This window comes from Rhizobium aureum (assembly GCF_030182495.1).
Taxonomy (GTDB): Bacteria; Pseudomonadota; Alphaproteobacteria; order Rhizobiales; family Rhizobiaceae; genus Rhizobium; species Rhizobium tropici_C.
Window position 1 is genome coordinate 584,477 of the sequence record NZ_JAQJCI010000001.1, and the last position, 20,978, is coordinate 605,454.

The window sequence follows — 20,978 nt, forward strand, 5'->3', positions numbered from 1 at the left end:
ATGGACACTGTTCACATGGCCGAGAGCGATAAACTTGCCGACGACCCACTATGGTATAAGGATGCGATCATCTACCAGCTGCACATCAAGTCATTTTACGATGCCAATGGCGATGGCATCGGCGACTTCGAAGGCCTGTACCAGAAGCTCGACTATATAGCTGCACTCGGCGTGAATGCCATTTGGCTCCTGCCGTTCTTTCCCTCGCCTCGGCGCGACGACGGTTATGATATCGCCGATTATCGCAACGTCAGCCCGGACTACGGGACACTCGAGGATTTCCGGAAGTTCGTGGCAGCGGCGCATGAACACAATATCCGCGTGATTATCGAGCTTGTCATCAATCACACCTCGGACCAACATCCCTGGTTCCAGCGCGCGCGGCAATCGCCTGCCGGAAGCCCCGAGCGAGACTTCTACGTCTGGTCGGACACCGACCTGAAATTTTCCGAGACCCGTATCATTTTTCTCGATACGGAAAAGTCGAACTGGACATTCGATCCGACGGCGGGCGCCTATTACTGGCACCGCTTCTATTCGCACCAGCCAGATCTCAATTTCGATAATCCGCTGGTTATGAAGGAAATTATCGATGTCATGCGCTTCTGGCTTGAGACCGGCATCGACGGCTTCCGCCTCGATGCGATCCCCTATCTTGTCGAACGCGAGGGCACCAACAACGAAAACCTGCCGGAAACCCATCTGATCCTCAAACAGATCCGCGCGGCGCTCGATGCGACACATTCCGGCGTGCTGCTCCTTGCCGAGGCAAACCAGTGGCCGGAGGACACGCGAGAATATTTCGGCGACGGCGACGAATGCCACATGGCGTTCCACTTTCCCCTGATGCCGCGCATGTACATGGCGATTGCCAAGGAGGACCGCTTCCCGATCACCGACATCATACGTCAAACGCCGGAAATCCCCGAAATCTGCCAATGGGCGATCTTCCTCAGAAATCACGACGAGTTGACGCTCGAAATGGTCACCGACGCTGAACGCGATTATCTGTGGGAGACCTACGCCTCCGACAAGCGCGCCCGCATCAACCTTGGCATCCGCCGGCGGCTGGCGCCATTGATGGAACGCGACCGCCGCCGTATCGAGCTCATGAATGCGCTGCTGCTGTCCATGCCGGGAACGCCCATCGTCTATTACGGCGACGAGATCGGCATGGGAGACAATATTTATCTCGGCGACCGGGACGGGGTACGCACCCCGATGCAATGGTCACCCGATCGCAATGGTGGCTTCTCGCGCGCAGATCCGGCACGGCTCGTATTGCCGCCGGTTGCCGATCCGCTCTATGGCTTCGAGGCATTGAATGTCGAGGCACAGGTGGCGGACGCGCATTCCCTGTTGAACTGGACGCGGCGAATGCTGGCGCTGCGCGGCCGCCACAGCGCCTTCGGCCGAGGCTCATTGCGCTTTCTGACACCGGCCAACCGGCGGATTCTGGCCTATTTGCGTGAATATGGTGACGAGGTCATTCTTTGCGTCGCAAACCTGTCGCGCGTTCCCCAGGCGGTCGAGCTTGATCTGCAGCAGTTCGAAGGGCGGGTTCCGGTGGAGTTGACGGGCATGTCGCCGTTCCCGCCGATTGGGCAACTCACCTACCTGCTCACATTGCCCCCTTATGGTTTCTTCTGGTTCCAGCTGAATGCCGACGCCGACGGACCAGGCTGGCGCACGGCACCGCCCGAGCAACTTGTCGATCTGGTGACGATCGTTATCCGGCGCAGCCTGACGGAGCTTGCCGAGCTGCCGCATCACACTGCGGTGCTGAGCAGGGATATCCTGCCGGCCTATCTTGCGAAGCGCCGTTGGTTCGGCGCCAAGGACCAGGCCCTGCAGGAGGCGAGGCTCGTTTCCGCGACGCCGATACCCTTTGCCGACGGCGTCGTGCTCGGAGAGATCGAGGTCGTGCTGCCGGATCATGTGGAAAGCTATCAATTGCCGCTCGCAGCTGAATGGGACGATACGGCGACCAACGTGCTCGCCCAGCAGCTTTCCCTTGCCCGTATCCGGCAGGGCAGGCGGGTTGGATTCCTGACCGATGGATTTGCCGTCGAGATGATGGCGCGCGGCATCCTTCAGGGCCTGTGCGACCGCTCGACGGTCAGCGGACGCACAGGCATGATCGAATTCATTGGTACCGATCGGCTCGATTGCCTGGCCTTGACCGAGGATATGCCGATCCGCTGGCTTTCGGCCGAACAATCCAACAGCTCGTTGCTCGTGGGCGACTTGGCAATGATCAAGCTGATCCGCCATGTCTTCGTCGGCGTCCATCCGGAAGTCGAGATGACGCGCTATTTGACGGAACATGGCTATGAGCATACTGCGCCTCTTCTGGGCGAGGTCGCTCGGACCGACGGCGAAGGTCGCCGATCGACGCTTATCATCGTGCAAGGCGCGATCCGTAACCAGGGTGATGCCTGGAATTGGATGCTGTCCAATCTGCGCCGCACCGCTGACGAGATCGTGATCACCGAGGCTGCAGTCGAGTCAGCCGATGAGCAGCTGCAGCCTCTTCTGCATTTCATTTCCATGGTCGGCGAACGCCTCGGAGAATTGCATGTCTTGCTGGCGCAGCCGACCGACGACGAAGCTTTTGCGCCACGTCGTGCGGATACACGCGATATCGCCGGCATTCGCAAAACCGTAACGGGCGAGATCACCTATGCTTTTTCCAAGCTGACCGGCCTTGAAGATAATGTCGAGCCGGAGATCGCAGAGCAAATATCCTTGCTGCTTGCCGAACGCGACAGGATCATCGAGCTTGCCAGTGCGCTGGCGGACCAGGCGAAAGGCACTTTGCTGACGCGCGCGCATGGCGATTTCCATCTTGGCCAGATCCTGGTGACCGAAGGCGATGCCGTTATCATCGATTTCGAAGGCGAGCCGGCGCGCAATCTCGCCGAGCGTCGCGCCAAGACGAGCCCGCTGCGCGACGCTGCCGGCCTGCTGCGGTCGCTCGACTATCTCTCGGCAACCGCCATGCTCGAAAACGACGCTATTTCGGATCATCATGATGCCCGCCGCAGACAGGTGATCCAGCGCTTCGCGGAAAATGCGGAGCTCGTTTTTCTGACGTCCTATATCGAGGCATTGGCGGCTTCGCCCGATTTGCCGAAAACGCCCGCCGAGGTGCGGCGGATCATCGATATCTTTCTTCTGGAAAAGGCCGCCTATGAGATCGCCTACGAGGCACGAAACCGTCCGAAGTGGCTACCGATCCCGCTGAACGGACTTGCCGCCATCATAGCCCGACTTTCGGAGAGCCGCTCATGAGCGACGTTGCCGACATTCTCAGCGGAGTGGATGCGGGTTCGATACATGCCCTGGTGGAGGGGAGGCACGGAGATCCCTTTTCGATCCTCGGCATGCACCAAGGTGTGGACGGCCGCTACAGCGTCAAGGCCTATCTTCCGGGGGCTTTGCGCGTTGAAATCCTCGATCGAGACAGCGATCGCGTTCTGGCATTGGCCGATCTCATCCATCCGGCAGGCTTGTTCGGCGCGATGCTTGCCGACCGCAACGCCTATTATCTGAGAATTCAATGGCCCGATGCGGTCCAGGTGATGGCCGACCCCTACAGCTTCGCGCCGTTGCTCGGCGATCTGGATCTCCACCTGATCTCGCAGGGCACGCATTACAATCTCAGCGAAGCTCTCGGCGCCAATCCGATGACGATCGACGATGTCGCGGGCGTGCGCTTTGCGGTTTGGGCGCCGAATGCAAGCCGGGTGTCCGTAGTCGGTGACTTCAACGCCTGGGACGGACGCCGCCATCCGATGAGGCTCCGGCCGCAGGCAGGTGTCTGGGAGATATTCATTCCGCATATCACGGACGGCGAACGCTACAAGTTCGAGATTCTCGATCGCTTCGGCACCCTGCTTCCGCAAAAGGCCGATCCGGTCGCGCGGGCCGCGGAGCCGGCGCCATCGACGGCGTCCGTGGTGGCTTCGGCCGAGCCTTTCCGCTGGAACGATCATGGCTGGATGGACAATGGCCGAAGCACCGATCATTTCGCCAAGGCGCTTTCGATTTATGAGGTCCATGCCGGCTCCTGGCTGCGCAACATGGAAGATGGCGGCCGCGCGCTGGATTGGATCGAACTCTCGCAGCGGCTCATTCCCTACGTCCGCGAAATGGGTTTCACCCATATCGAGCTGTTGCCGATCATGGAGCATCCTTTTGGCGGATCGTGGGGCTATCAGCCACTCGGCCTGTTTGCGCCGACCGGGCGCCACGGCACGCCCGAAGATTTCGCATATTTCGTCGATCGCTGCCACCAGGAAGGGCTCGGTGTCATCCTGGATTGGGTGCCGGCGCATTTTCCGACGGATGTCTGGGGATTGGCGCGTTTTGACGGCACCGCGCTTTATGAGCACGAAGATCCGCGAGAGGGCTTCCATCGCGACTGGAACACGCTGATCTATAATCTCGGCCGCAACGAGGTCAAAGGCTTCCTGATCGCGAGCGCGCTCGAATGGCTTGAGCGCTATCATGTGGACGGATTGCGCGTCGATGCCGTCGCCTCCATGCTCTATCGCGACTATAGCCGCCCGGAAGGCGAATGGATCCCGAACCGCTACGGCGGGCGCGAAAACCTGGAAGCCATCGAGTTCTTCAAGCATCTGAACAGCATCGTTCACGAACGCTGTCCGCATGCACTGATGATCGCCGAGGAATCGACCGCTTTTCCGAACATCACAAAACCCGTAGCGGAAGGTGGGCTCGGCTTCGACATGAAGTGGAATATGGGATGGATGCACGACACGCTCCATTACATGTCCGACGACCCAGTCTATCGAAAGTATCATCATGGTTCGATGACCTTCGGCATGATCTATGCCTATAGCGAGCGCTTCATCCTGCCGTTTTCGCATGACGAAGTCGTACATGGAAAGGGCTCGATGCTCGCTAAGATGCCCGGCGATCAGTGGCAGAAGATGGCCAATCTCCGCTCTCTTTTCGGCTTCATGTGGGGGTACCCCGGTAAGAAGCTTCTCTTCATGGGCGGCGAGATCGGTCAATGGTCGGAATGGAGCCACGACAGTTCCGTGGAATGGGATCTCCTCGATGAACCGTCTCACGCCGGCCTGCAACGGCTGGTGCGCGATCTGAACCGGATCTACGGGTATTTTCCCTGTTTGCAGCATGGCGATACCGTGCCGGACGGCTTTGAGTGGGCGGTTGCAGATGATGCCGAACAGTCGGTTTTCGGAATGCTGCGTTTTGATGCCGGGCGGCGGTCGGCCATTCTGATCGTCTCGAATTTCACTCCGGTTTTCCGGGGCGGATACAGGGTAGGCGTGCCTTTTTCCGGCCTCTGGCGGCGGATACTCGATACCGATGACCCTGTTTATGGCGGAGCAGGTATCGGCTCTGGCGATCGTGTTGCCGGCGATTTTCCTGCGCATGGGCGCCGCCAGTCTCTTCTCCTCGATCTCGCGCCCCTTTCAACGGCGATGTTTGTCTTTGATCCCGAAGAGGCGACGAGGGGAGGTGAACAATCCTGAAAGTCTGCTGTCTTTGGAGGTTGGACAATAGTGTCGCGGAGGCGCATTCGACGGAACTGTCGGGTAGCGGACACCATCTTTCTTCCAATTTGATCTGTCTCTTGTTGCACGAGGAGGTTGCTAATGAAGATCATGATCGTCGAAGACGAGCCCTTGGTGGCACTCGAATTGGAGCGTATTGCTATCGAAGCCGGCCACGAAGTCGTAGGTCCCTTCATGACGGCGGAGCAGGCCCTGGCCTACGCGTCAAAGGCACGGGTGGCTTTCGTGGATCTCGGCTTGGCCGATGGCCATAGCGGAGCGGGACTCGCCCGCCGATTGACGGATCGGTTCGGGATAAAAGTCATCTTTGTGACCGGCAGCCCCGAACGGGTTGGATACGGCCTCGAAGGAGCAGTCGGAATAGTTGGCAAGCCATTTACCGACAAAGTGATCCTCGACGCCTTGGAGAAGGCGGAGCGCCTACAAGTCTAAACTCGCGGACCTCTAAGGTTTTCGAAGAGCGGCGCAAGCTTGTCGTTCAACTTGAACGTGGCTCAGGACAGGCTCCAAACAACGGCCCACGGTCCCAGCCGGTTGTCGGCTGTGCTGCCCGACGAGAAAAATGCTTGTCCCTCGGTCGGTCTTTTCAAAACGACTGGCGCGTTCGACAAGTTGGCTGCCAAATGAAGGTGTGTGGACCCCGTTTGCCAGCGCACTCGGACGGGAGAGGCGTCCGGATCATAGGTGGCCGGGCAACTATGCGCTTCAGCAAGGAGCGGCACGATTATTTCATGTCTGAGCCTTAGCAGCTGCCGGTAATAGTGGCCAATTCCCGGGTTCTCATTCATTTTATCCCAGCGCAATTTCGCGCTTCGGAAGGTAGCTTCGGCCGTCGGGTCGCACACATCCTCCGCTTCGAAGCCGGGCAGGCGCTTCAGTTCCTCCTTGCGGCCAAGCCTGATCTTGGCGTTGAGCTCCTCATCGAAGTCGCAAAAGAAGGGAAAGGGATCGGCAGCGCCCCATTCCTCACCCATGAACAGCATGGGGATCTGCGGCGAGAGAAGATAGATGGCTGCAATGGCCTTTATCGCCTCGATCGGATGGGAGGAAATCATGCGATCGCCGCGTGCCCGATTGCCGATCTGGTCATGGTTCTGGATGAAAGAAATAAAAGCCGATGGTGACAAGCCAGCGCTCGGCGATCCTCTTGGCCGGCCTCGATACTGCATATGCTCCCCCTGAAACGCGAAGCCTTCGGCAAGCGCGCGGCTCAGGCGTGGTCCCCAATCGGCATAGTCTTGATAGTAGCCGAAGATCTCGCCTGTGGCCGCTACATGAAGAGCGTGGTGGATGTCATCATTCCACTGTGCCGTAAAGTGGCGCGGCTTACCGTCTTCGCCGCGAGAGAGGAGAGCCGCGTCATTATCCTCGTTCTCGACGATCAGATGGACATAGCGTTCAGGGAAGGCGCTTCTGACGCGACCGGCAAGTTCGAGAAGGATATGCGGATCGCTGTCGTCCTTCATCGCGTGAACGGCGTCGAGCCGCAAACCATCCATCCGAAACTCGCTCAGCCAGTAGATTGCATTTTCGATGACGAAATCGCGGATGAAACGACTGCCTTCGCCATCGTAGTTCAGGCCCTTGCCCCAGACGCTTTCGTGCCGGTCGCCAAATATCGGCGCGTAGCGGGGCAGATAGTTCCCGTCCGGCCCGAAATGATTGTAGACCACATCGAGAAAGACGCAGATGCCACGCTCATGGGCTGCATCGACGAGCATTTTTAGATGCTCGGGACGGCCGTAGCTGCTATCCGGCGCATAGGGTAAAACACCGTCGTAGCCCCACCCATATCGGCCGCGAAAATCCGAAAGCGGCATGAGTTGAATGGCTGTTATACCGAGGCGTTGCAAATGGTCGAGCTTTTCGACGGCCGCCAGAAATGTGCCAGCTTCCGTGAAGGCGCCGACATGCAGTTCGTAGATGACGATTTCCTCCCAGCGGCGTCCCTTCCATCCCTGCGTTTGCCAGGCGAACGTTGGATCGATCAGCTCGCTCGGGCCGTGAACGTCTTCGGGCTGAAAGCGCGAGGCGGGATCCGGCACGGCAAACCCATCGGCCAGCACGAACTTATAGCGATCGCCGATCTGCGCATCCTTGACTTCGACGGCATGCCACCCGTCCTGGCTCCGCCGCATGGCCCATTCCCCGCGCTGCTCGATGCGGACGAGCGCGCGCTCCGCCAAGGGCGCCCACAGGCGGAACAAGACCGCATTTTCGTTGATTTGTGGTCCAAATGCGAAGCCTTGCTGCATGACACCCTGTCCGTCGATGACGCTGAAATTTTCCTGCATTCCAACACATCTTGACGGGAACGGTTCCTGAGGTGGGAACAGATCTCTTTCAGTTCCGTTCTTCAGAGCCCCCCGACGCAGCGAGGAAGCCATGACCGTCTTAACGTCCACCTATCGCCTGCAGTTTCGCGGAGATGTCACCTTTGACAAGGCAACGGAGCTGGTTCCCTATCTGAAAGATCTCGGTATCAGCCATGTCTATGCCTCGCCGATCCTTGCAGCGAAAAAGGGATCGACGCACGGATATGATGTCACGGATGCGAACGAGATCGACCCGGTGCTTGGCGGTCGCGAGCGGTTCGATGCTTTCTGCATGGCCTTGCAGCAGGCGAGCATGGGCTTGATCCTCGATATCGTTCCCAACCATATGGCCGCTTCCGTGGAAAACGCGTGGTGGCGGGACGTGTTGCAGCGAGGATCGGGCAGTGCCTATGCCGGCCATTTCGATATCGACTGGCGACGCAAGCTTACCTTGCCGCTTCTGGGACACCCATTCGAGGAAAGCCTGGCCGGGGCGGACTTTGATCTTCGCTACGAGCCTGCGGATGGGCGCATCTATTTGGCCTATTTCGACAATCTGCTTCCGCTCTCGGCTGAAAGTGCCGAGCGGCTGGCAGCGGACATAGGAATGGATGCGGAGCGGTTGCGCGCATTTTCGAGGGATGCGGCCGCGATGAGAAAACTGCTCGCGGAACAGCATTGGCAATTGCTCTATTGGAAAGATGCCGCCGAAAACCTCAGCTATCGGCGCTTCTTCGAGGTGGCGGGTCTGGTCGGAATGCGCGTGGAGGACGCGCGGGTCTTCGACGACACGCATCGGCTGATCATCGAATTGGTTCGCGCCGGACAGGTCCAAGGATTACGCGTCGACCATATCGACGGACTGGCCGATCCGAAGGGTTATCTCGAGCATTTGCGGCAAGCTGTCGGCCCGGACACGTTCATCGTAGTCGAGAAAATCCTTGCCCCTGGCGAGACGCTGCCGGCGGATTGGCCGGTGTCGGGAACGACCGGCTACGAATTCATCGCCGCCATGGCCGATCTCTTCGTGAACGAGGAGGGATTGCGCAAGCTGGATGAAGCCTACAGGTCCGTCAGCGAGGAGGATGCCGACTTTGCCGCAGGTTTGCGCAGGGCGAAGCTGTTGATGGTCGAGCGCAATTTCGCCGACGAGACGAGGCGTCTGGCGAGCCTGGCATGTTCGATTTTTCCCGATTTCGACACGGAGGAAATAGCGGCGGCGCTTCGCGAGCTGCTGGTCGCCTTCCCGGTTTACCGTACCTACGGCTATCGGGGAGCTGCATCGTCCGATGACGTGGCGGTCATCGAGAGTGCCTGCGAGAAGGTCCGAAGCCGATTGCCGACCATTGATGCCGTTAATGCGCTTGGCCGCCTTCTGAAAGGGGATGTTGCTGCAGCCGAAGCTCTGGAGTTTCGAGCCAGATTCCAGCAGCTCAGCGGTCCGATCATGGCAAAGGCAGTCGAGGACACGCTGTTTTATCGGTATAACCGCCTGATCGCATTGAACGAGGTCGGAGGCGAGCCGCATACGCCGCCGGGCTCGGTGGCGGCCTTTCATCAATTCATGACCGATCGATTTCGGCGACAACGCCGCGGCCTTTCCGCGACCTCGACGCATGATACCAAGCGGGGAGAAGACGCCCGCGCCCGCCTCTACGGACTGACGCAGGATACTGATGCCTGGATTGCCGGTGTCGAGCGGTGGCGCAACATGAATTCTCCTTTTCGTTCCAGCCTTGCCGATGGACCTGCGCCTGAGCCCAATATCGAATGGATGCTTTACCAGGCGCTTGCCGGCATCTGGCCGCAGGACATCGAGAGGGCCGATCGGAGCGCACTGAAGGAACGGTTTTGCGCCTATGCCTTGAAGGCCATCCGAGAAGCCAAGCTCCGGACGGATTGGATGGATGAAAATCCTTCCTATGAGCATGCGGTCCAGGCCTATGCCGCCGCCTCGTTTTCGGAGGATAGTCGGGAGTTCATCCGTGATTTCGACCGGACGCTGCGCCCTTTCATGGAGTTTGGTTTCCGCAATAGCCTGGCTCAGTTGCTGATCAAGCTCACGGCTCCCGGTATTCCCGATATCTATCAGGGTACCGAGGGTCTTGATTTCAGCTTAGTCGATCCGGACAATCGAAGACCGGTCGGCTATCTATGGACTGACACGGAAGCGGCCGGTCCCCTCGCGTCGGATGCGGCTTCCTTGAAACGGCACGTCATCCGTAAGGTGCTACGCTATCGTAATCAACATCCCTTGCTTTTTCTCGAGGGCGAATATGTGCCCTTGGAAACCAGCGGGCCACGAGCGTCCAATCTCGTGGCTTTCGCGCGCGTTCATGAGCGTGGGATAGCGATTACGATCGTGCCGCGCCTGGTCGATATGCCTTCATCGGATTTCTGGAAAGACACCGCTGTGACGATGCCGCGAGAGCTCAAGGGGCCGCTATACGATCTCCTGACGGATAAGCCTTCTGCAGCCGGCAATCTTCTGGCAGCGCAGCTGTTTGCCGATCATTCCCTATCGCTTCTCGTGGGAGATCGGTGACGATCCCGGCGTCTATACATGTGTAGTCCAGCTTCAAGGCCGGAACAAAGCGCTGCACGGGGTGTTTCTGCTGCGCAGCAACATCACGAGGATTCCATGACGGAAGGCGGCAAGAGGCATGCGATCGAGCCTGGAGATTACACACGCCTGGGAGCGAATTATGATGGACGAGGTGTCAATTTCGCACTTTTCAGCGCCTATGCGGAAAAGGTGGAGCTTTGCCTTTTCGACGAAAGCGGAAAGCAGGAGATCGAGCGGATCGCTCTGCCGGAATATACCCATGAAATCTGGCATGGCTATGTGCCTGGATTGAAGCCGGGTGCCTTGTACGGCTACCGCGTGCATGGCCCGTTCGATCCGTTAAATGGTCATCGCTTCAATGCGAGCAAATTGCTCGTCGATCCCTATGCCCGCGAGCTTGTCGGCAACATCGAATGGTCGCAAGCCCAGTTCGCCTATGGTCTGGATGATGAGCAAAAGGATCTTTCCTTCGACGAGACCGACAGCGCCGGACAAATGCCCAAATGCCGTGTGGTCGACCTCAAGAATGAAGCGCCGGATAAAAGGCCGTCGATCGCGTGGCCTGAGACCATTTTCTATGAGGCGCACGTCAAGGGAATGACGATGCTGCATCCGGCAATTCCGGAGCCGTTGCGTGGCACCTTTGACGGCCTGGGGCACGGGGCGGTCGTCGATTACATCAAGAGCCTCGGCGTCACCTCGATCGAGCTCCTTCCCATCCATTTCTTTCCCGATGACAGTCACTTGCTCGACAAGGGCTTGCGCAACTATTGGGGCTACAACACCCTTGCCTTCTTCGCGCCGGCAACTCGGTATTACGGGCCGAAAGGCCTTGAAGGCTTTCGCGACATGGTGCGTGCCTTCCACGATGCCGGTATCGAGGTCATCCTCGATGTCGTCTACAATCATACCGCGGAGGGCAATGAACTCGGTCCGACCCTTTCATTCAAAGGCATCGACAATTTCTCCTATTACCGCACCCTGCCGGACCAAGCCCGCTACTACATCAACGACACCGGCACCGGTAACACGATCAACACGTCGCATCCGCGCGTGCTGCAAATGGTGACGGACTCGCTGCGCTATTGGGTCGAAGAAATGCATGTCGATGGCTTTCGTTTCGATCTCGGCACCATTCTTGGCCGCGAACCTCAGGGTTTCGATCAGCGCAGCGGTTTCTTCGACGCGGTCGGCCAGGATCCGGTGCTTGCGAAAGTCAAACTTGTCGGCGAGCCGTGGGACATTGGTCCCGGCGGTTACCAGGTTGGGGGATTTCCGCCGGGTTGGGCGGAATGGAATGACAAATATCGCGATACGGTGCGGGATTACTGGAAGGGCACACCCGGCATGACAAGGGATTTTGCCGCCCGCATCTTAGGGTCGGGCGATGTTTATGATCTTCGCGGCCGCCGCTCCTGGGCGAGCGTCAATTTCATCGCCGCCCATGACGGCTTCACGCTCAATGATCTCGTCTCCTATAACGAGAAGCATAATGAGGCCAATGGCGAAGACAACAATGACGGCCATAATGACAACCGCAGCTACAATTACGGCGCTGAAGGTCCGACGAATGATGAAGCCATCAATACCGTTCGAGAGCGCCAGAAGCGCAATTTTCTCGCGACCCTCTTTCTATCGCATGGTACGCCGATGCTGCTCGCGGGTGATGAATCCGGCCGCAGCCAGATGGGCAACAACAATGGCTACTGTCAGGATAACGAACTCAGCTGGCTGCATTGGGACGATCGATATGGCAGCGCTGAAGCGCTTTATACCTTCGTCAAACGGCTGATCGCCTTGCGTCAGGCACATTCCATCCTCAGACGAGAAAATTGGCGCGACGGTCTGGTCGTCACCTGGCTCAATCCGAGCGGCGGCGAGCAGACGGATGAGCAATGGGACGATGAAGCAAATACGGCGATCGGCCTGCGCCTGTCGCGTAAGCAGCCCTTCGAAGAGGGCTGGGATGATGTTCTACTCCTTTTCAACCCCCATGACGGAGATGGCGATTTTACCTTGCCGGATGACAAACGCTGGGCCCTGGAGCTGTCGACATCCTGCCTCGATGAGCAGGGTCGAAGCGCAGTTGAGAAGAAAACTCTAAAACTTGAAGCCCGCAGTCTCTCACTTTTGCGGCCAGCCTGAAACAAGCGTGGGTGAAATGACAATGCACGTCGCAGTGAAGGAGAGATGTGCCGGGCATGTTTCAATGCGCGGCGATCCTCGCTGCCAAGATAGGAATACGACGACAATCGTTAGGAACGTTTCACTCGGCGGCAGCATGACTGGCCGTTGACGGGCGAAAGAAAGCGCCCAGTTCGCCCACTGCTTCCTCGATGCGTTTGGTCAGTTGTCCTGACGAGACGGTGTAGTCAGTGAAATCCCTTTCCGACGCATAGATGGCGGTCGGCAATGTATGTGCCATGAAGCACCCGAAAAGTGGGCGAACGCGGGCAAATCAAAGCGCCACCCCACCGGCAACGACGGAGCAGATCTCGGCGATATCCCTCGTGCCCGGTTGACGACCTTCGAGCGCAAGCCTTGCCGCCGCCTGCTGGAAGGCTGCATTGAGAGGAGCCGCTATGCCATGGATGCGCGCGAGCCTGACGATTTCGCCGTTCAGGTAATCGACCTCGCTTGAGGCGCCACGGGTGAAACTCTGCCAGGTCGATTGCTGGCCGGGCTTTATGCCGCTCTCGGGTGCGACGCGCCAGGACGAAATATCGATCGTCCATTCCGACGGTGCGGCCGGATCATAGCCGGCAGCCACCAGAACGGTGCGTGCCTCTTTCGCCAGGCTTGCTGCCGCCTTTGAATGAAGCTCGGGAGAACCGGCGAACAGCTCGACCGCATTGGTGACGTTATGCTCCAGCTTGGCAGCCTTCCATCGCCGGATGTCCGGACGCGCTTCGGCAAGATAGCCAGCCTTCGCAAGATCGGCGACGATCGACAGGGCCGTATCGTCGAGCCCCGCAGGGTAGCATCCAAGGGCGACGATGCCGACATTCGGCTCGCCCCCAACGACGACCTCGCCCGTGACCGTGTAGCGCGCCGGAATGCGAATACTGGCCGCATAAACGCGATCAAAGCGCCGCAGAGCAGTATCTTCCGCCGCCAGTCCATTCTGCAGCGTCACGAGCGGCAGTTCCGATGCGAAACCTGACCCCTCGACATCCCTCCAGGCCCAAAACTCGGTCGTGGCCTCGACATCCTGCACCTTGACTGCGAGGACGAGGATATCGCCTTGCCGGAGCGCCGGCGGTGCGGCGGTATCGGCGGTGTTGAGCCGCACGATCCTGTTTTCCGCCGCGCGGCAATAGGAAAGGCCGTGCCTGGCAATATGTGCGATCTGGGCGCCGCGCCCGACCAGGACATAGGGGATGGCGTGCGTTTCGAACTCGGCCGCAAGGCTCGCGCCAACCGCACCGGCGCCGATGATGATGTAGCGTGTCATGATCAGGCCGTTTTCAATACGGTGAAATCGAGCGGAGGAGCCGAAGGCGTGTCCTTTTCGCTCTTCCAGCGTTCGAAAGCTGCGCGCCCGAGGATGGAGATGGATGTGTCCTCCTGCGGGGCATGGACGAGCACCGACTGAATGTCACGGAAGTGGCGCTCCAGTCCCAACTCGTTTCCGAGACCGGGATTGCCGATTCCGCGAACGGCAACCTGAACCGCGTCGCGCAGCTGCCGGCCCGCGATCAACCGGGCCCTTATATGCTTCTCGGCATCGGCATGCTTGTCCTTCAGCGCATCGAAAATAATCTGCCGGGCACCGGACACCAGCAGATCGATCTCGCCGGAGAGCGTCACGAAGCGTTCCGTGCGGGCGATCGGATGGCCAAGGTTGGTTGGAACCCGCTCGTGGGCAAAGTGGATGAATGCTTCCTGAGCGGCCTCGGCCACCCCGAGATAAAGCGCAGTCAGTGCCAGCGTGATTGCTGCATGCGCGCGATTGTCCTGCTGTGCAACGGATGGATCGACGAGGTCGATGACGTTCTCGAGCGGGATCTCGACGTCGGTATAGTCGACGTCGTGGGAGCCGGAGGCGCGCATGCCAAGGCTGTTCCAGTTCTCGATGACGCGGATGCCTGGAAGCTTGTTCGGCACGACAAATGTTCCGACGCGGGCCGGCGTTTCATCGGTGTGCGCCCAGACCAGAAAATGCGTCAGCCCGTGGGCACCGGTGACGAACCGCTTGCGGCCGGTGATCGACCAGCCGGAGGCGGTGCGGCGGGCGAGTGTCGCCGGCAGGCCGCCGCGGGCGGGCGAGCCGAGCTCGGGCTCGACGCGTGCGGCGTTGATCAGCAGCGGATGCTCTTTGGCCTGCGCAAGCAGGCGCTTGTAGAGATCCTCCGGCCAATGGCTTTTCGTTGCCTGGCCGAGATGGTTGAAGATCGTCATCGCGCTGATGAGCGCGACCGACGGATCACCCCGGCCGAGCGCCGCGAGAATCGTCGCGACCTCGTATAGGGTTGCGCCGGCGCCACCATATCTCGCTGCGACGGTGCTTTCGAGCAGGCCGCTTTGATGAACCGCACGGATGCCGACCCATGGGAAGTCCCCCGTCCGGTCCGCCTCGGGGGCAGCGTCCGCAAGAGCACGCGTCGTCGCCCTCAGCAGGCCTGGATCGAAAGGCGTGTCATGGGCGATCATCAGGCCGCGGCCTTCTTCTTTGCCTCTTCCCGTTCGCGTATGCCCTCGCGCACCAGCGGCAGGATGTAGCGGCCGTAGTCGACGGCGTCGTTGAAGTTGTCGTAGCCGCGGATAGAGATCAGGTCGGCGCCGAGATCGATATAGTCGAGGATCGAATCGGCAATCGTGCGCGGCGATCCGACAAGCGCGGTGGTTGCCCCGGAGGCATTGGTCGCCGTAACCGTCGGATACCACAGGGCGCGATCATGGACGTCGCCGCGTGCGGCAATGTCGAGAAGCCGCTGCGATCCGACATTGGCGGGGCGAGGGGCGGTGGGCGGCGCGCGATGAAGGCCCCTTTCCCGGTTTTCCTTAAGGCGATCGAGGACCCGGTGAGCTTTTTCCCAGGCCAGTTCGTCGGTCTCTGCAACGATCGGGCGGAAGGTCACCCAGATTCGAGGCCGATCGGTCCTACCGGCCTTTGCTGCCTCGGCATAGATCCGCTCGATCTGCTGCTTGGTTTCCGCCAGAGGCTCGCCCCACAGTCCGAAGATGTCGCAGAGAGAGCCGCCAATGCGGTAGGCGGCGTCCGATGATCCGCCGAGCGAGATCGGGATCAGTCCGTGCGTCGGGCGAACGGCACTGCGAAACTGCTTGAACTGGTAGTATTTGCCGTCGAAATCAAAGGGCTCCGTTGAGCTCCATGCAAGCCGCAGGATACGGATATATTCCTCCTGCCGCTCGTAGCGCTGCTCCTTGTTGAGGAAGTCGCCCTCGCGCGCCTGCTCGTCATCGCTGCCGCCGGCAATGAAGTGGACGACCACGCGCCCGCCGCTCAACTGGTCAAGTGTGGCAAGCGATTTGGCCGCAACTGTCGGATAGACGGTATTGGGCCTGAGCGCGACGATGATCTTGATGTTCTTCGTATGCGCAAGGACGGTGGCGCCAATGGTGAATGGGTCGAAGGAGGAGGACGAGTAGGGGATCAGCGTATAGTTGAAGCCGTAGTCATCGAGCGCGCGTGCATAGCGCTCGAGATAGCTGGGATCGACCGGAGCGTCCGGGATGGGATTGAGATCGTTCGAGGCGTTGGGAAAGCTAACGCTGATGAATTCCGCGGACATGGGAGCTCCTCTGATTGTCGAATGTTGGACAAAGTTAGGCGGCAGCTAAGGAGTAAGGAAGACAGGTCTTTCTATTTCCATTGAAACTATAGAAAATATTCCCTAATCGCTCCCGCGGAAGATCTGGCCGGGCGGCGGCCTTACCAGTCGGGCGACCAACCGAGGCTTGGAGCGACGGTTTCAGCAAGATCGGTGAGCAGCCGGATGTTCTCGGCAAGGTCAAAGGCAGGCGGCAGAAAGAGGACGACTTCGTCGGCCGCGGCAAGGCCGGGATCACTGAGCACCGCTTCGATGACCTGGTCCGGCGTGCCGTGAAAGACCGGTGAGATCTGGCTTCCTGGCGGCTGGTTGGTCCGCGAGCTCGGCTCAAGCGCGCCCTTCGGCCGCGATGCCGCAATGCCTTGGGTGCGACGCTCGAGATCATAGGCGGCGTATTTTTCGCGAAGGTCCGGCGTGGTGCCGACCAGGATCGACGCTGCCACAGCAACAGGCGGCGGCTCGCTTGTCCGTTCCCTCCGCCAGGTGGCTCGGAAAGCCTCGATGCAGCGCGCCTGATAATCTCCGAAGCTCTCACCTTCGGCGTGGTCATGCTGTACGGTTCCGGCGATCAGCCCGATGCCGAGTTCGGCGGCTTGTATCGCCGATCCGAAGCTGGCGGAGCCCTGTCTGATGCGTGAACGAAGGGTCGGACTATGCGGCGTCACTCTGAGTTGGCTGCCCTCCGCGGCACCCTGGCCGGGTCCTGCGATGGTGTGCAGAACTTCGCCTGCGATCGCGGAAAGAAAACGGGCCTGACGGCGCTTGGCTTCCGTCCGGGCATCGGTATCGACCGTGCCGAAGACCGCATCGAAGGCGGCGTTGGAGCCGGTCGAGATCGCCAGTTCCAGCCGGCCGCCGATCAGGAGATCTGTCGTGCCTGCGGCTTCCGCCAGCAGGATGGGATCCTGATAGCGCATCGGAATGACGGCCGAACCGAGAACGATATGGCTTGTGTGCTGGCCGGCTGCGGCAAAGAAGGGGAGCGGCGAGGACAGATAATGGTCGAAATGGCGCTGATAGGCCCAGCCCGACTGGTAGCCCAGGCGTTCGGCCGCCTTGAAAAGTTCGATGCCCTCCCGCAAGCCGTGAGCAGGCCCGGTCTCGTCGTTGAACGAGACGCGCGTGTTGAAGCCAAGCCGCTTCTTCGGACGGAATGACGCGGACGGCGCCGCGGCGGGGGCGATGACGGTCATGCAATCTTTTCCTTGTTGAATATCTGCCGGTGCTGCGGGGGGTGGGTGCGTGTGAAACGTGCAGCACCCGAAGGGATCGATTCCAGCAGCGAGCGCGTATAGGCCTGGCGGGGGGTGTCGAAGATCTCACCCACGGTGCCATGCTCGACGATGCGTCCGCGCTGCATGACCGAGACCGTGTGGGCAAGCTGGCGCACGAGCGCCAGATCATGCGACACGAAAATATAGGTAAGGCCAAGCTTGACCTGCAGCGACAGCAGCACCTCGACAATATCGGCCTGAACGCTGACGTCGAGCGCAGAGGTAGGCTCGTCAAGCACGATCACGTCAGGTTTCAGGACAAGCGAGCGGGCAATGGCGACGCGCTGGCGCTGGCCGCCAGACAAGGCGGCGGGCTTGCGGGACAGGAGATGCTCTCCCAGCCCGACGTCCGCAAACGCCTTGCGCACCGCAAGCGCCCGCTCCTGATGGGTCCCGATCTTGAAGCGGTCCAGCGGCTCGCGCACGAGCCTCTCGATGTTCCAGGTCGGATCGAGCGATGTGAAGGGGTTCTGGTAGACGAGCTGCAGGTGCCGCCAGACAGAGCGCAGCTGTTCGGGTGAGCGACCGTTGACCTGTTCGCCGCCGACCGCGATCTTCCCGGCGTCGGGCTGCTCAAGCCCGAGCAGAAGCCGGATCGCCGTTGTCTTTCCGGATCCCGATTCACCGACCAGCGCATGCGTCGTTCCCGCCTGAACGTCGAACGAGACGTCGTTGACGGCGGTCAGCACCTTGCCGTCGACGGTGAAGGTCTTCGTTACGCCGCTGACCTCGATCTTCGGTGTCTTGTCACGCAGCGCGCCAAGATGCCGGAAACCGGGCTCCCGCAACGGCCGGTACCGGTCCGGGTTGAGTGCCGGCACGTCGCCGTGAAGTTTTCTGGCGTAGGAGGAGGACGGCGCGGAAAATATCGTAGCGGTACTGCCAGCCTCCTGGACGATGCCGTCCTTGAGGACCACGATGGAATCCGCGCGCTCGGCTGCGATCGCCAGGTCATGGGTGATGAGGAGAAGGCTGATCTGCAGTTCCTCCTGCAGCTTCGACAACAGGTCGAGAATACGCTTCTGGATCGTGACATCGAGCGCGGAGGTCGGCTCGTCTGCGATCAGCAGCGACGGCCGCGGCAGAACGGCGAGCCCGATCAGCACGCGCTGGAGCATGCCGCCGGAAAGCTGATGCGGATAGGAGTCGTAGACGCGCTGCGGATTGTCGAGCCCGACCTGTGCGAATGTCTCAAGAACGAGTGCCCTGCGAAGTGCCTTGTCCGCTTCGTCCAGCAGTGCGGCCGCTTCCATTGCCTGCGCGCCGATCGTGCGGACCGGGTTTAGGGAGTTGCCGGGGTCCTGCGGCACGAAGCCGATCCTGCGTCCTCTGAATGGACGGAAGCGGCGCTCCGGAAGCCCCAGGAGCTCCTGGCCCTCGAATTCGACGCGGCCCGTGGCGTGTCCCGCTGCGGGAAGCAGTCGCAGGGCGGCGCGGGCGATGGTCGACTTTCCCGATCCGGATTCGCCGATCAGCGCGAGACCTTTGCCGCGTCCAAGCTCGAAGCCGACATTGCTGACGACCATATGGGTGCCGTAGGCGACCGACAATCCTTCGGCCCGCAGCAGCGGGGTCGATGGGCGGTTTGAAAGCATGGTCAGTCTGTCTTGCGGAGCCATCGGCTGATCCTGTTTACAGAGAGGACGGTTGCGATCGTGACGAGGGCCGGGGCATAAACCAGCCAGGGCCATTTGAGGTAATCCTTGCCGATCGAGATCAGCAGACCCCAGTCGGAAGCCGGCGGCGGATCGCCGTAGCCAAGGAAGGCAAGGCTGGCGATCACCAGAATGGAATCGCCAAACTGCAGGACGGCAAGCGGCAGCACCGATCGCGATGCGTTCGGAAGCACGTGGCGCCATAGAATGTGCCAGCGCGAGCCACCGAGGAGGAAGGACGATTCGACGAATGTGGCCTGTCGGGTCTTGATGACTTCGGAGCGCATCACCCGGGCAAACAGCGCAACGGCTGAGACGCCCGTCGCGATTGCCGCATTGGTCGTGTCGAAACCGATTGCGGTGACGACGATGACCGCCAGCAGGAATTTGGGGATGGCCAGCAACACATCGACGAGACGGGCAAAGACCGTATCCACCCAGCCGCCGAAGAAGCCGGCCAGCAGTCCGATAATTCCGCCGGCGACGACGCCGATGACGACTGCAATCAGTGCGCTCGCCACCGAAGAAGCCGTGCCATAGACGACGCGTGTATAGAGGTCGCGGCCGAGATGGTCAGTACCGAACCAGTGTGCCGAACTTGGGCCGAGCAGCTTTTGGGCGGGAGTGCCGTTCACCGGATCGTAATGGGTAAACAGGCTGGGTGCCAACGACCAGCCGATCGCCAGAGCAACGACCAGGAACGAAAGGATGACGACGGGCGGCACGCGCAGGCCCGTCAGACGGCTGAGCGCGGTCGTGCGGGGGGCGGAGGAAACAGAGGCAAGTGTCATTGGGTCACCCCCTTGGAGATGGGGAGAGAGCTGTCGTCGGCGGTCGTCGGAAGGCGGTCCTGCCCGCCGAGAAGTTTGACGCGCGGATCGAGCAGCGGATAGGTAAGGTCGGCGATCAGGTTGACGACTACAAAGACCACTGCGGCAAGCGAGACGACGGCTTGCAGGACCGGCAGGTCCTGCGTGCTGACCGACCGCTGCACCAGGCTGCCGAGCCCGTTTCGGCCAAACACCGTCTCGGTGATCAGCGAGCCCCCGAGCAATTCGCCGATCGTCAAAGCGACGACCGTGATGACCGGAAGCGATGAGGGCTTGAGCAGGTGCATGACGAAGAGACGCATCTGGCTGAGCCCGCGTCCACGTGCGACGGCGGCATAATCCTGACTGGATTCATGGTCGAGATTGGCAATCAGGACTTCGGCGATCTGTGCCGAGATCGGAATGCCGAGGGCGATCGCCGCGAAAAGCGTTGCCCAGAAACTGTCGGGCTGGATGACGCGAAAGACGCCGAGCTGAAAACCGAAGAGATGAATCAGCACCAGGCCCATCACGAAGTTCGGAACCGACAGAAACAGCGATGGGAAGCCGCGGAGCAGTCCCTGGCCAAACCGCCGGGGCAGAAATTGCGTGCCGTAGGCGATGATTGCCGCCAGGAACAGCGCAACCGCGAGCCCCGCCGAGGCAAGCACGAGTGTCGACGGCAGAACCTCCGCAATCAGCGTCGCCACCGGCCGGTTGGTTCGCATCGACAGACCGAGATCGCCGGTCACGAAGCCGGAGAAGGCGTTCCAGAGCTGCACGGGGACCGGCTTGTCCAATCCCTGCGCGGCGATGATTTCCTTGATCTCATCCGGGGTGAAGCCGTTCTGCGGGTTGTTCAGGACGTTGGTAATCGGATCGCCGGGCAGGATACTGACGACGACAAAGGTGAAGACATAGGACAACAGGATCACGACGATCGCCTGCAGGAGCCGCTTTCCGGCATACTCGAAATAGGCTTTTCTCATGCCCA

At 60.3% G+C, this 20,978-nt stretch carries 13 protein-coding genes and 1 pseudogene; 5 read left to right on the forward strand and 9 right to left on the reverse strand.

The window, feature by feature from the left end; all coding sequences use genetic code 11:
* The 3 genes from treS (at position 1) to PH552_RS02805 (ending at position 6,002) form a co-directional block, all read left to right on the forward strand.
* Positions 1-3,294, forward strand: a complete 3,294-nt coding sequence (treS, locus tag PH552_RS02795; RefSeq protein WP_285165460.1) for a maltose alpha-D-glucosyltransferase — start codon at positions 1-3, stop codon at positions 3,292-3,294.
* Positions 3,291-5,528: a 1,4-alpha-glucan branching protein GlgB gene (gene glgB, locus PH552_RS02800; protein ID WP_285165462.1), complete on the forward strand. Its 2,238-nt coding sequence runs from the start codon at positions 3,291-3,293 to the stop codon at positions 5,526-5,528. The genes treS and glgB overlap by 4 nt, the downstream gene beginning before the upstream one ends.
* Positions 5,529-5,651: 123 nt before the next feature.
* Positions 5,652-6,002 carry a response regulator gene (locus PH552_RS02805; protein ID WP_112341918.1) on the forward strand — a complete coding sequence of 117 codons (351 nt, stop codon included), beginning with the start codon at positions 5,652-5,654 and terminating at the stop codon, positions 6,000-6,002.
* Between the two features lie 62 nt (positions 6,003-6,064).
* Here PH552_RS02805 and treZ read toward each other — a convergent pair whose 3' ends face one another.
* Positions 6,065-7,864 carry a malto-oligosyltrehalose trehalohydrolase gene (gene treZ, locus PH552_RS02810; RefSeq protein WP_483315462.1) on the reverse strand — a complete coding sequence of 600 codons (1,800 nt, stop codon included), beginning with the start codon at positions 7,862-7,864 and terminating at the stop codon, positions 6,065-6,067.
* A 91-nt stretch (positions 7,865-7,955) separates the two neighbouring features.
* On the opposite strand from treZ, the gene treY reads away from it, so the two are divergent.
* Together treY and glgX are read left to right on the forward strand one after the other, a co-directional pair.
* Positions 7,956-10,430 carry a malto-oligosyltrehalose synthase gene (gene treY / locus PH552_RS02815; protein WP_183761797.1) on the forward strand — a complete coding sequence of 825 codons (2,475 nt, stop codon included), beginning with the start codon at positions 7,956-7,958 and terminating at the stop codon, positions 10,428-10,430.
* A 96-nt stretch (positions 10,431-10,526) separates the two neighbouring features.
* Positions 10,527-12,596, forward strand: coding sequence for a glycogen debranching protein GlgX (gene glgX / locus PH552_RS02820; protein WP_285165463.1), 2,070 nt, complete (start codon positions 10,527-10,529; stop codon positions 12,594-12,596).
* Between the two features lie 121 nt (positions 12,597-12,717).
* Here glgX and PH552_RS02825 read toward each other — a convergent pair.
* The 8 genes and pseudogenes from PH552_RS02825 to PH552_RS02860 form a co-directional block, all read right to left on the reverse strand.
* Positions 12,718-12,903, reverse strand: a pseudogene (locus tag PH552_RS02825) (FMN reductase); the annotation flags it as partial.
* A gap of 6 nt (positions 12,904-12,909) precedes the next feature.
* On the reverse strand, positions 12,910-13,905 hold the full coding sequence (locus tag PH552_RS02830; RefSeq protein ID WP_285165465.1) for a ketopantoate reductase family protein: 996 nt from the start codon (positions 13,903-13,905) through the stop codon (positions 12,910-12,912).
* A 2-nt stretch (positions 13,906-13,907) separates the two neighbouring features.
* Complete coding sequence (locus PH552_RS02835) at positions 13,908-15,104, reverse strand: acyl-CoA dehydrogenase family protein (protein ID WP_113248740.1); 1,197 nt, start codon at positions 15,102-15,104, stop codon at positions 13,908-13,910.
* Positions 15,104-16,207: an LLM class flavin-dependent oxidoreductase gene (locus tag PH552_RS02840; protein ID WP_112345894.1), complete on the reverse strand. Its 1,104-nt coding sequence runs from the start codon at positions 16,205-16,207 to the stop codon at positions 15,104-15,106. Before PH552_RS02840 ends, PH552_RS02835 begins: the two co-directional genes overlap by 1 nt.
* 140 nt (positions 16,208-16,347) lie before the next feature.
* The gene (locus PH552_RS02845) at positions 16,348-17,439 is read right to left on the reverse strand and encodes an LLM class flavin-dependent oxidoreductase (RefSeq protein WP_112345893.1); all 1,092 of its coding nucleotides are present in this window, start codon (positions 17,437-17,439) and stop codon (positions 16,348-16,350) included.
* Positions 17,436-19,139 (reverse strand): dipeptide ABC transporter ATP-binding protein, encoded by a 1,704-nt coding sequence (locus tag PH552_RS02850; RefSeq protein WP_113248742.1) that lies wholly within the window; start codon positions 19,137-19,139, stop codon positions 17,436-17,438. Before PH552_RS02850 ends, PH552_RS02845 begins: the two co-directional genes overlap by 4 nt.
* Positions 19,118-19,966 carry an ABC transporter permease gene (locus PH552_RS02855; RefSeq protein ID WP_285165466.1) on the reverse strand — a complete coding sequence of 283 codons (849 nt, stop codon included), beginning with the start codon at positions 19,964-19,966 and terminating at the stop codon, positions 19,118-19,120. Before PH552_RS02855 ends, PH552_RS02850 begins: the two co-directional genes overlap by 22 nt.
* A complete protein-coding gene (locus PH552_RS02860) occupies positions 19,963-20,973 on the reverse strand; it encodes an ABC transporter permease (protein ID WP_285165467.1) in 1,011 nt (336 codons plus the stop codon). The genes PH552_RS02855 and PH552_RS02860 overlap by 4 nt, the downstream gene beginning before the upstream one ends.
* Between the last annotated feature and the right edge of the window lie 5 nt (positions 20,974-20,978).

Excerpts from the sequence above, each read along its gene's own strand:
- treY (WP_183761797.1), top strand. The coding sequence starts at position 7,956 with ATGACCGTCTTAACGTCCACCTATCGCCTGCAGTTTCGCGGAGATGTC.
- PH552_RS02860 (WP_285165467.1), bottom strand. The coding sequence starts at position 20,973 with ATGAGAAAAGCCTATTTCGAGTATGCCGGAAAGCGGCTCCTGCAGGCG.
- PH552_RS02830 (WP_285165465.1), bottom strand. The coding sequence starts at position 13,905 with ATGACACGCTACATCATCATCGGCGCCGGTGCGGTTGGCGCGAGCCTT.
- PH552_RS02845 (WP_112345893.1), bottom strand. The coding sequence starts at position 17,439 with ATGACCGTCATCGCCCCCGCCGCGGCGCCGTCCGCGTCATTCCGTCCG.
- PH552_RS02855 (WP_285165466.1), bottom strand. The coding sequence starts at position 19,966 with ATGACACTTGCCTCTGTTTCCTCCGCCCCCCGCACGACCGCGCTCAGC.
- treS (WP_285165460.1), top strand. The coding sequence starts at position 1 with ATGGACACTGTTCACATGGCCGAGAGCGATAAACTTGCCGACGACCCA.
- treZ (WP_483315462.1), bottom strand. The coding sequence starts at position 7,864 with ATGCAGGAAAATTTCAGCGTCATCGACGGACAGGGTGTCATGCAGCAA.
- PH552_RS02835 (WP_113248740.1), bottom strand. The coding sequence starts at position 15,104 with ATGATCGCCCATGACACGCCTTTCGATCCAGGCCTGCTGAGGGCGACG.
- PH552_RS02805 (WP_112341918.1), top strand. The coding sequence starts at position 5,652 with ATGAAGATCATGATCGTCGAAGACGAGCCCTTGGTGGCACTCGAATTG.
- PH552_RS02850 (WP_113248742.1), bottom strand. The coding sequence starts at position 19,139 with ATGGCTCCGCAAGACAGACTGACCATGCTTTCAAACCGCCCATCGACC.
- glgX (WP_285165463.1), top strand. The coding sequence starts at position 10,527 with ATGACGGAAGGCGGCAAGAGGCATGCGATCGAGCCTGGAGATTACACA.
- PH552_RS02840 (WP_112345894.1), bottom strand. The coding sequence starts at position 16,207 with ATGTCCGCGGAATTCATCAGCGTTAGCTTTCCCAACGCCTCGAACGAT.
- glgB (WP_285165462.1), top strand. The coding sequence starts at position 3,291 with ATGAGCGACGTTGCCGACATTCTCAGCGGAGTGGATGCGGGTTCGATA.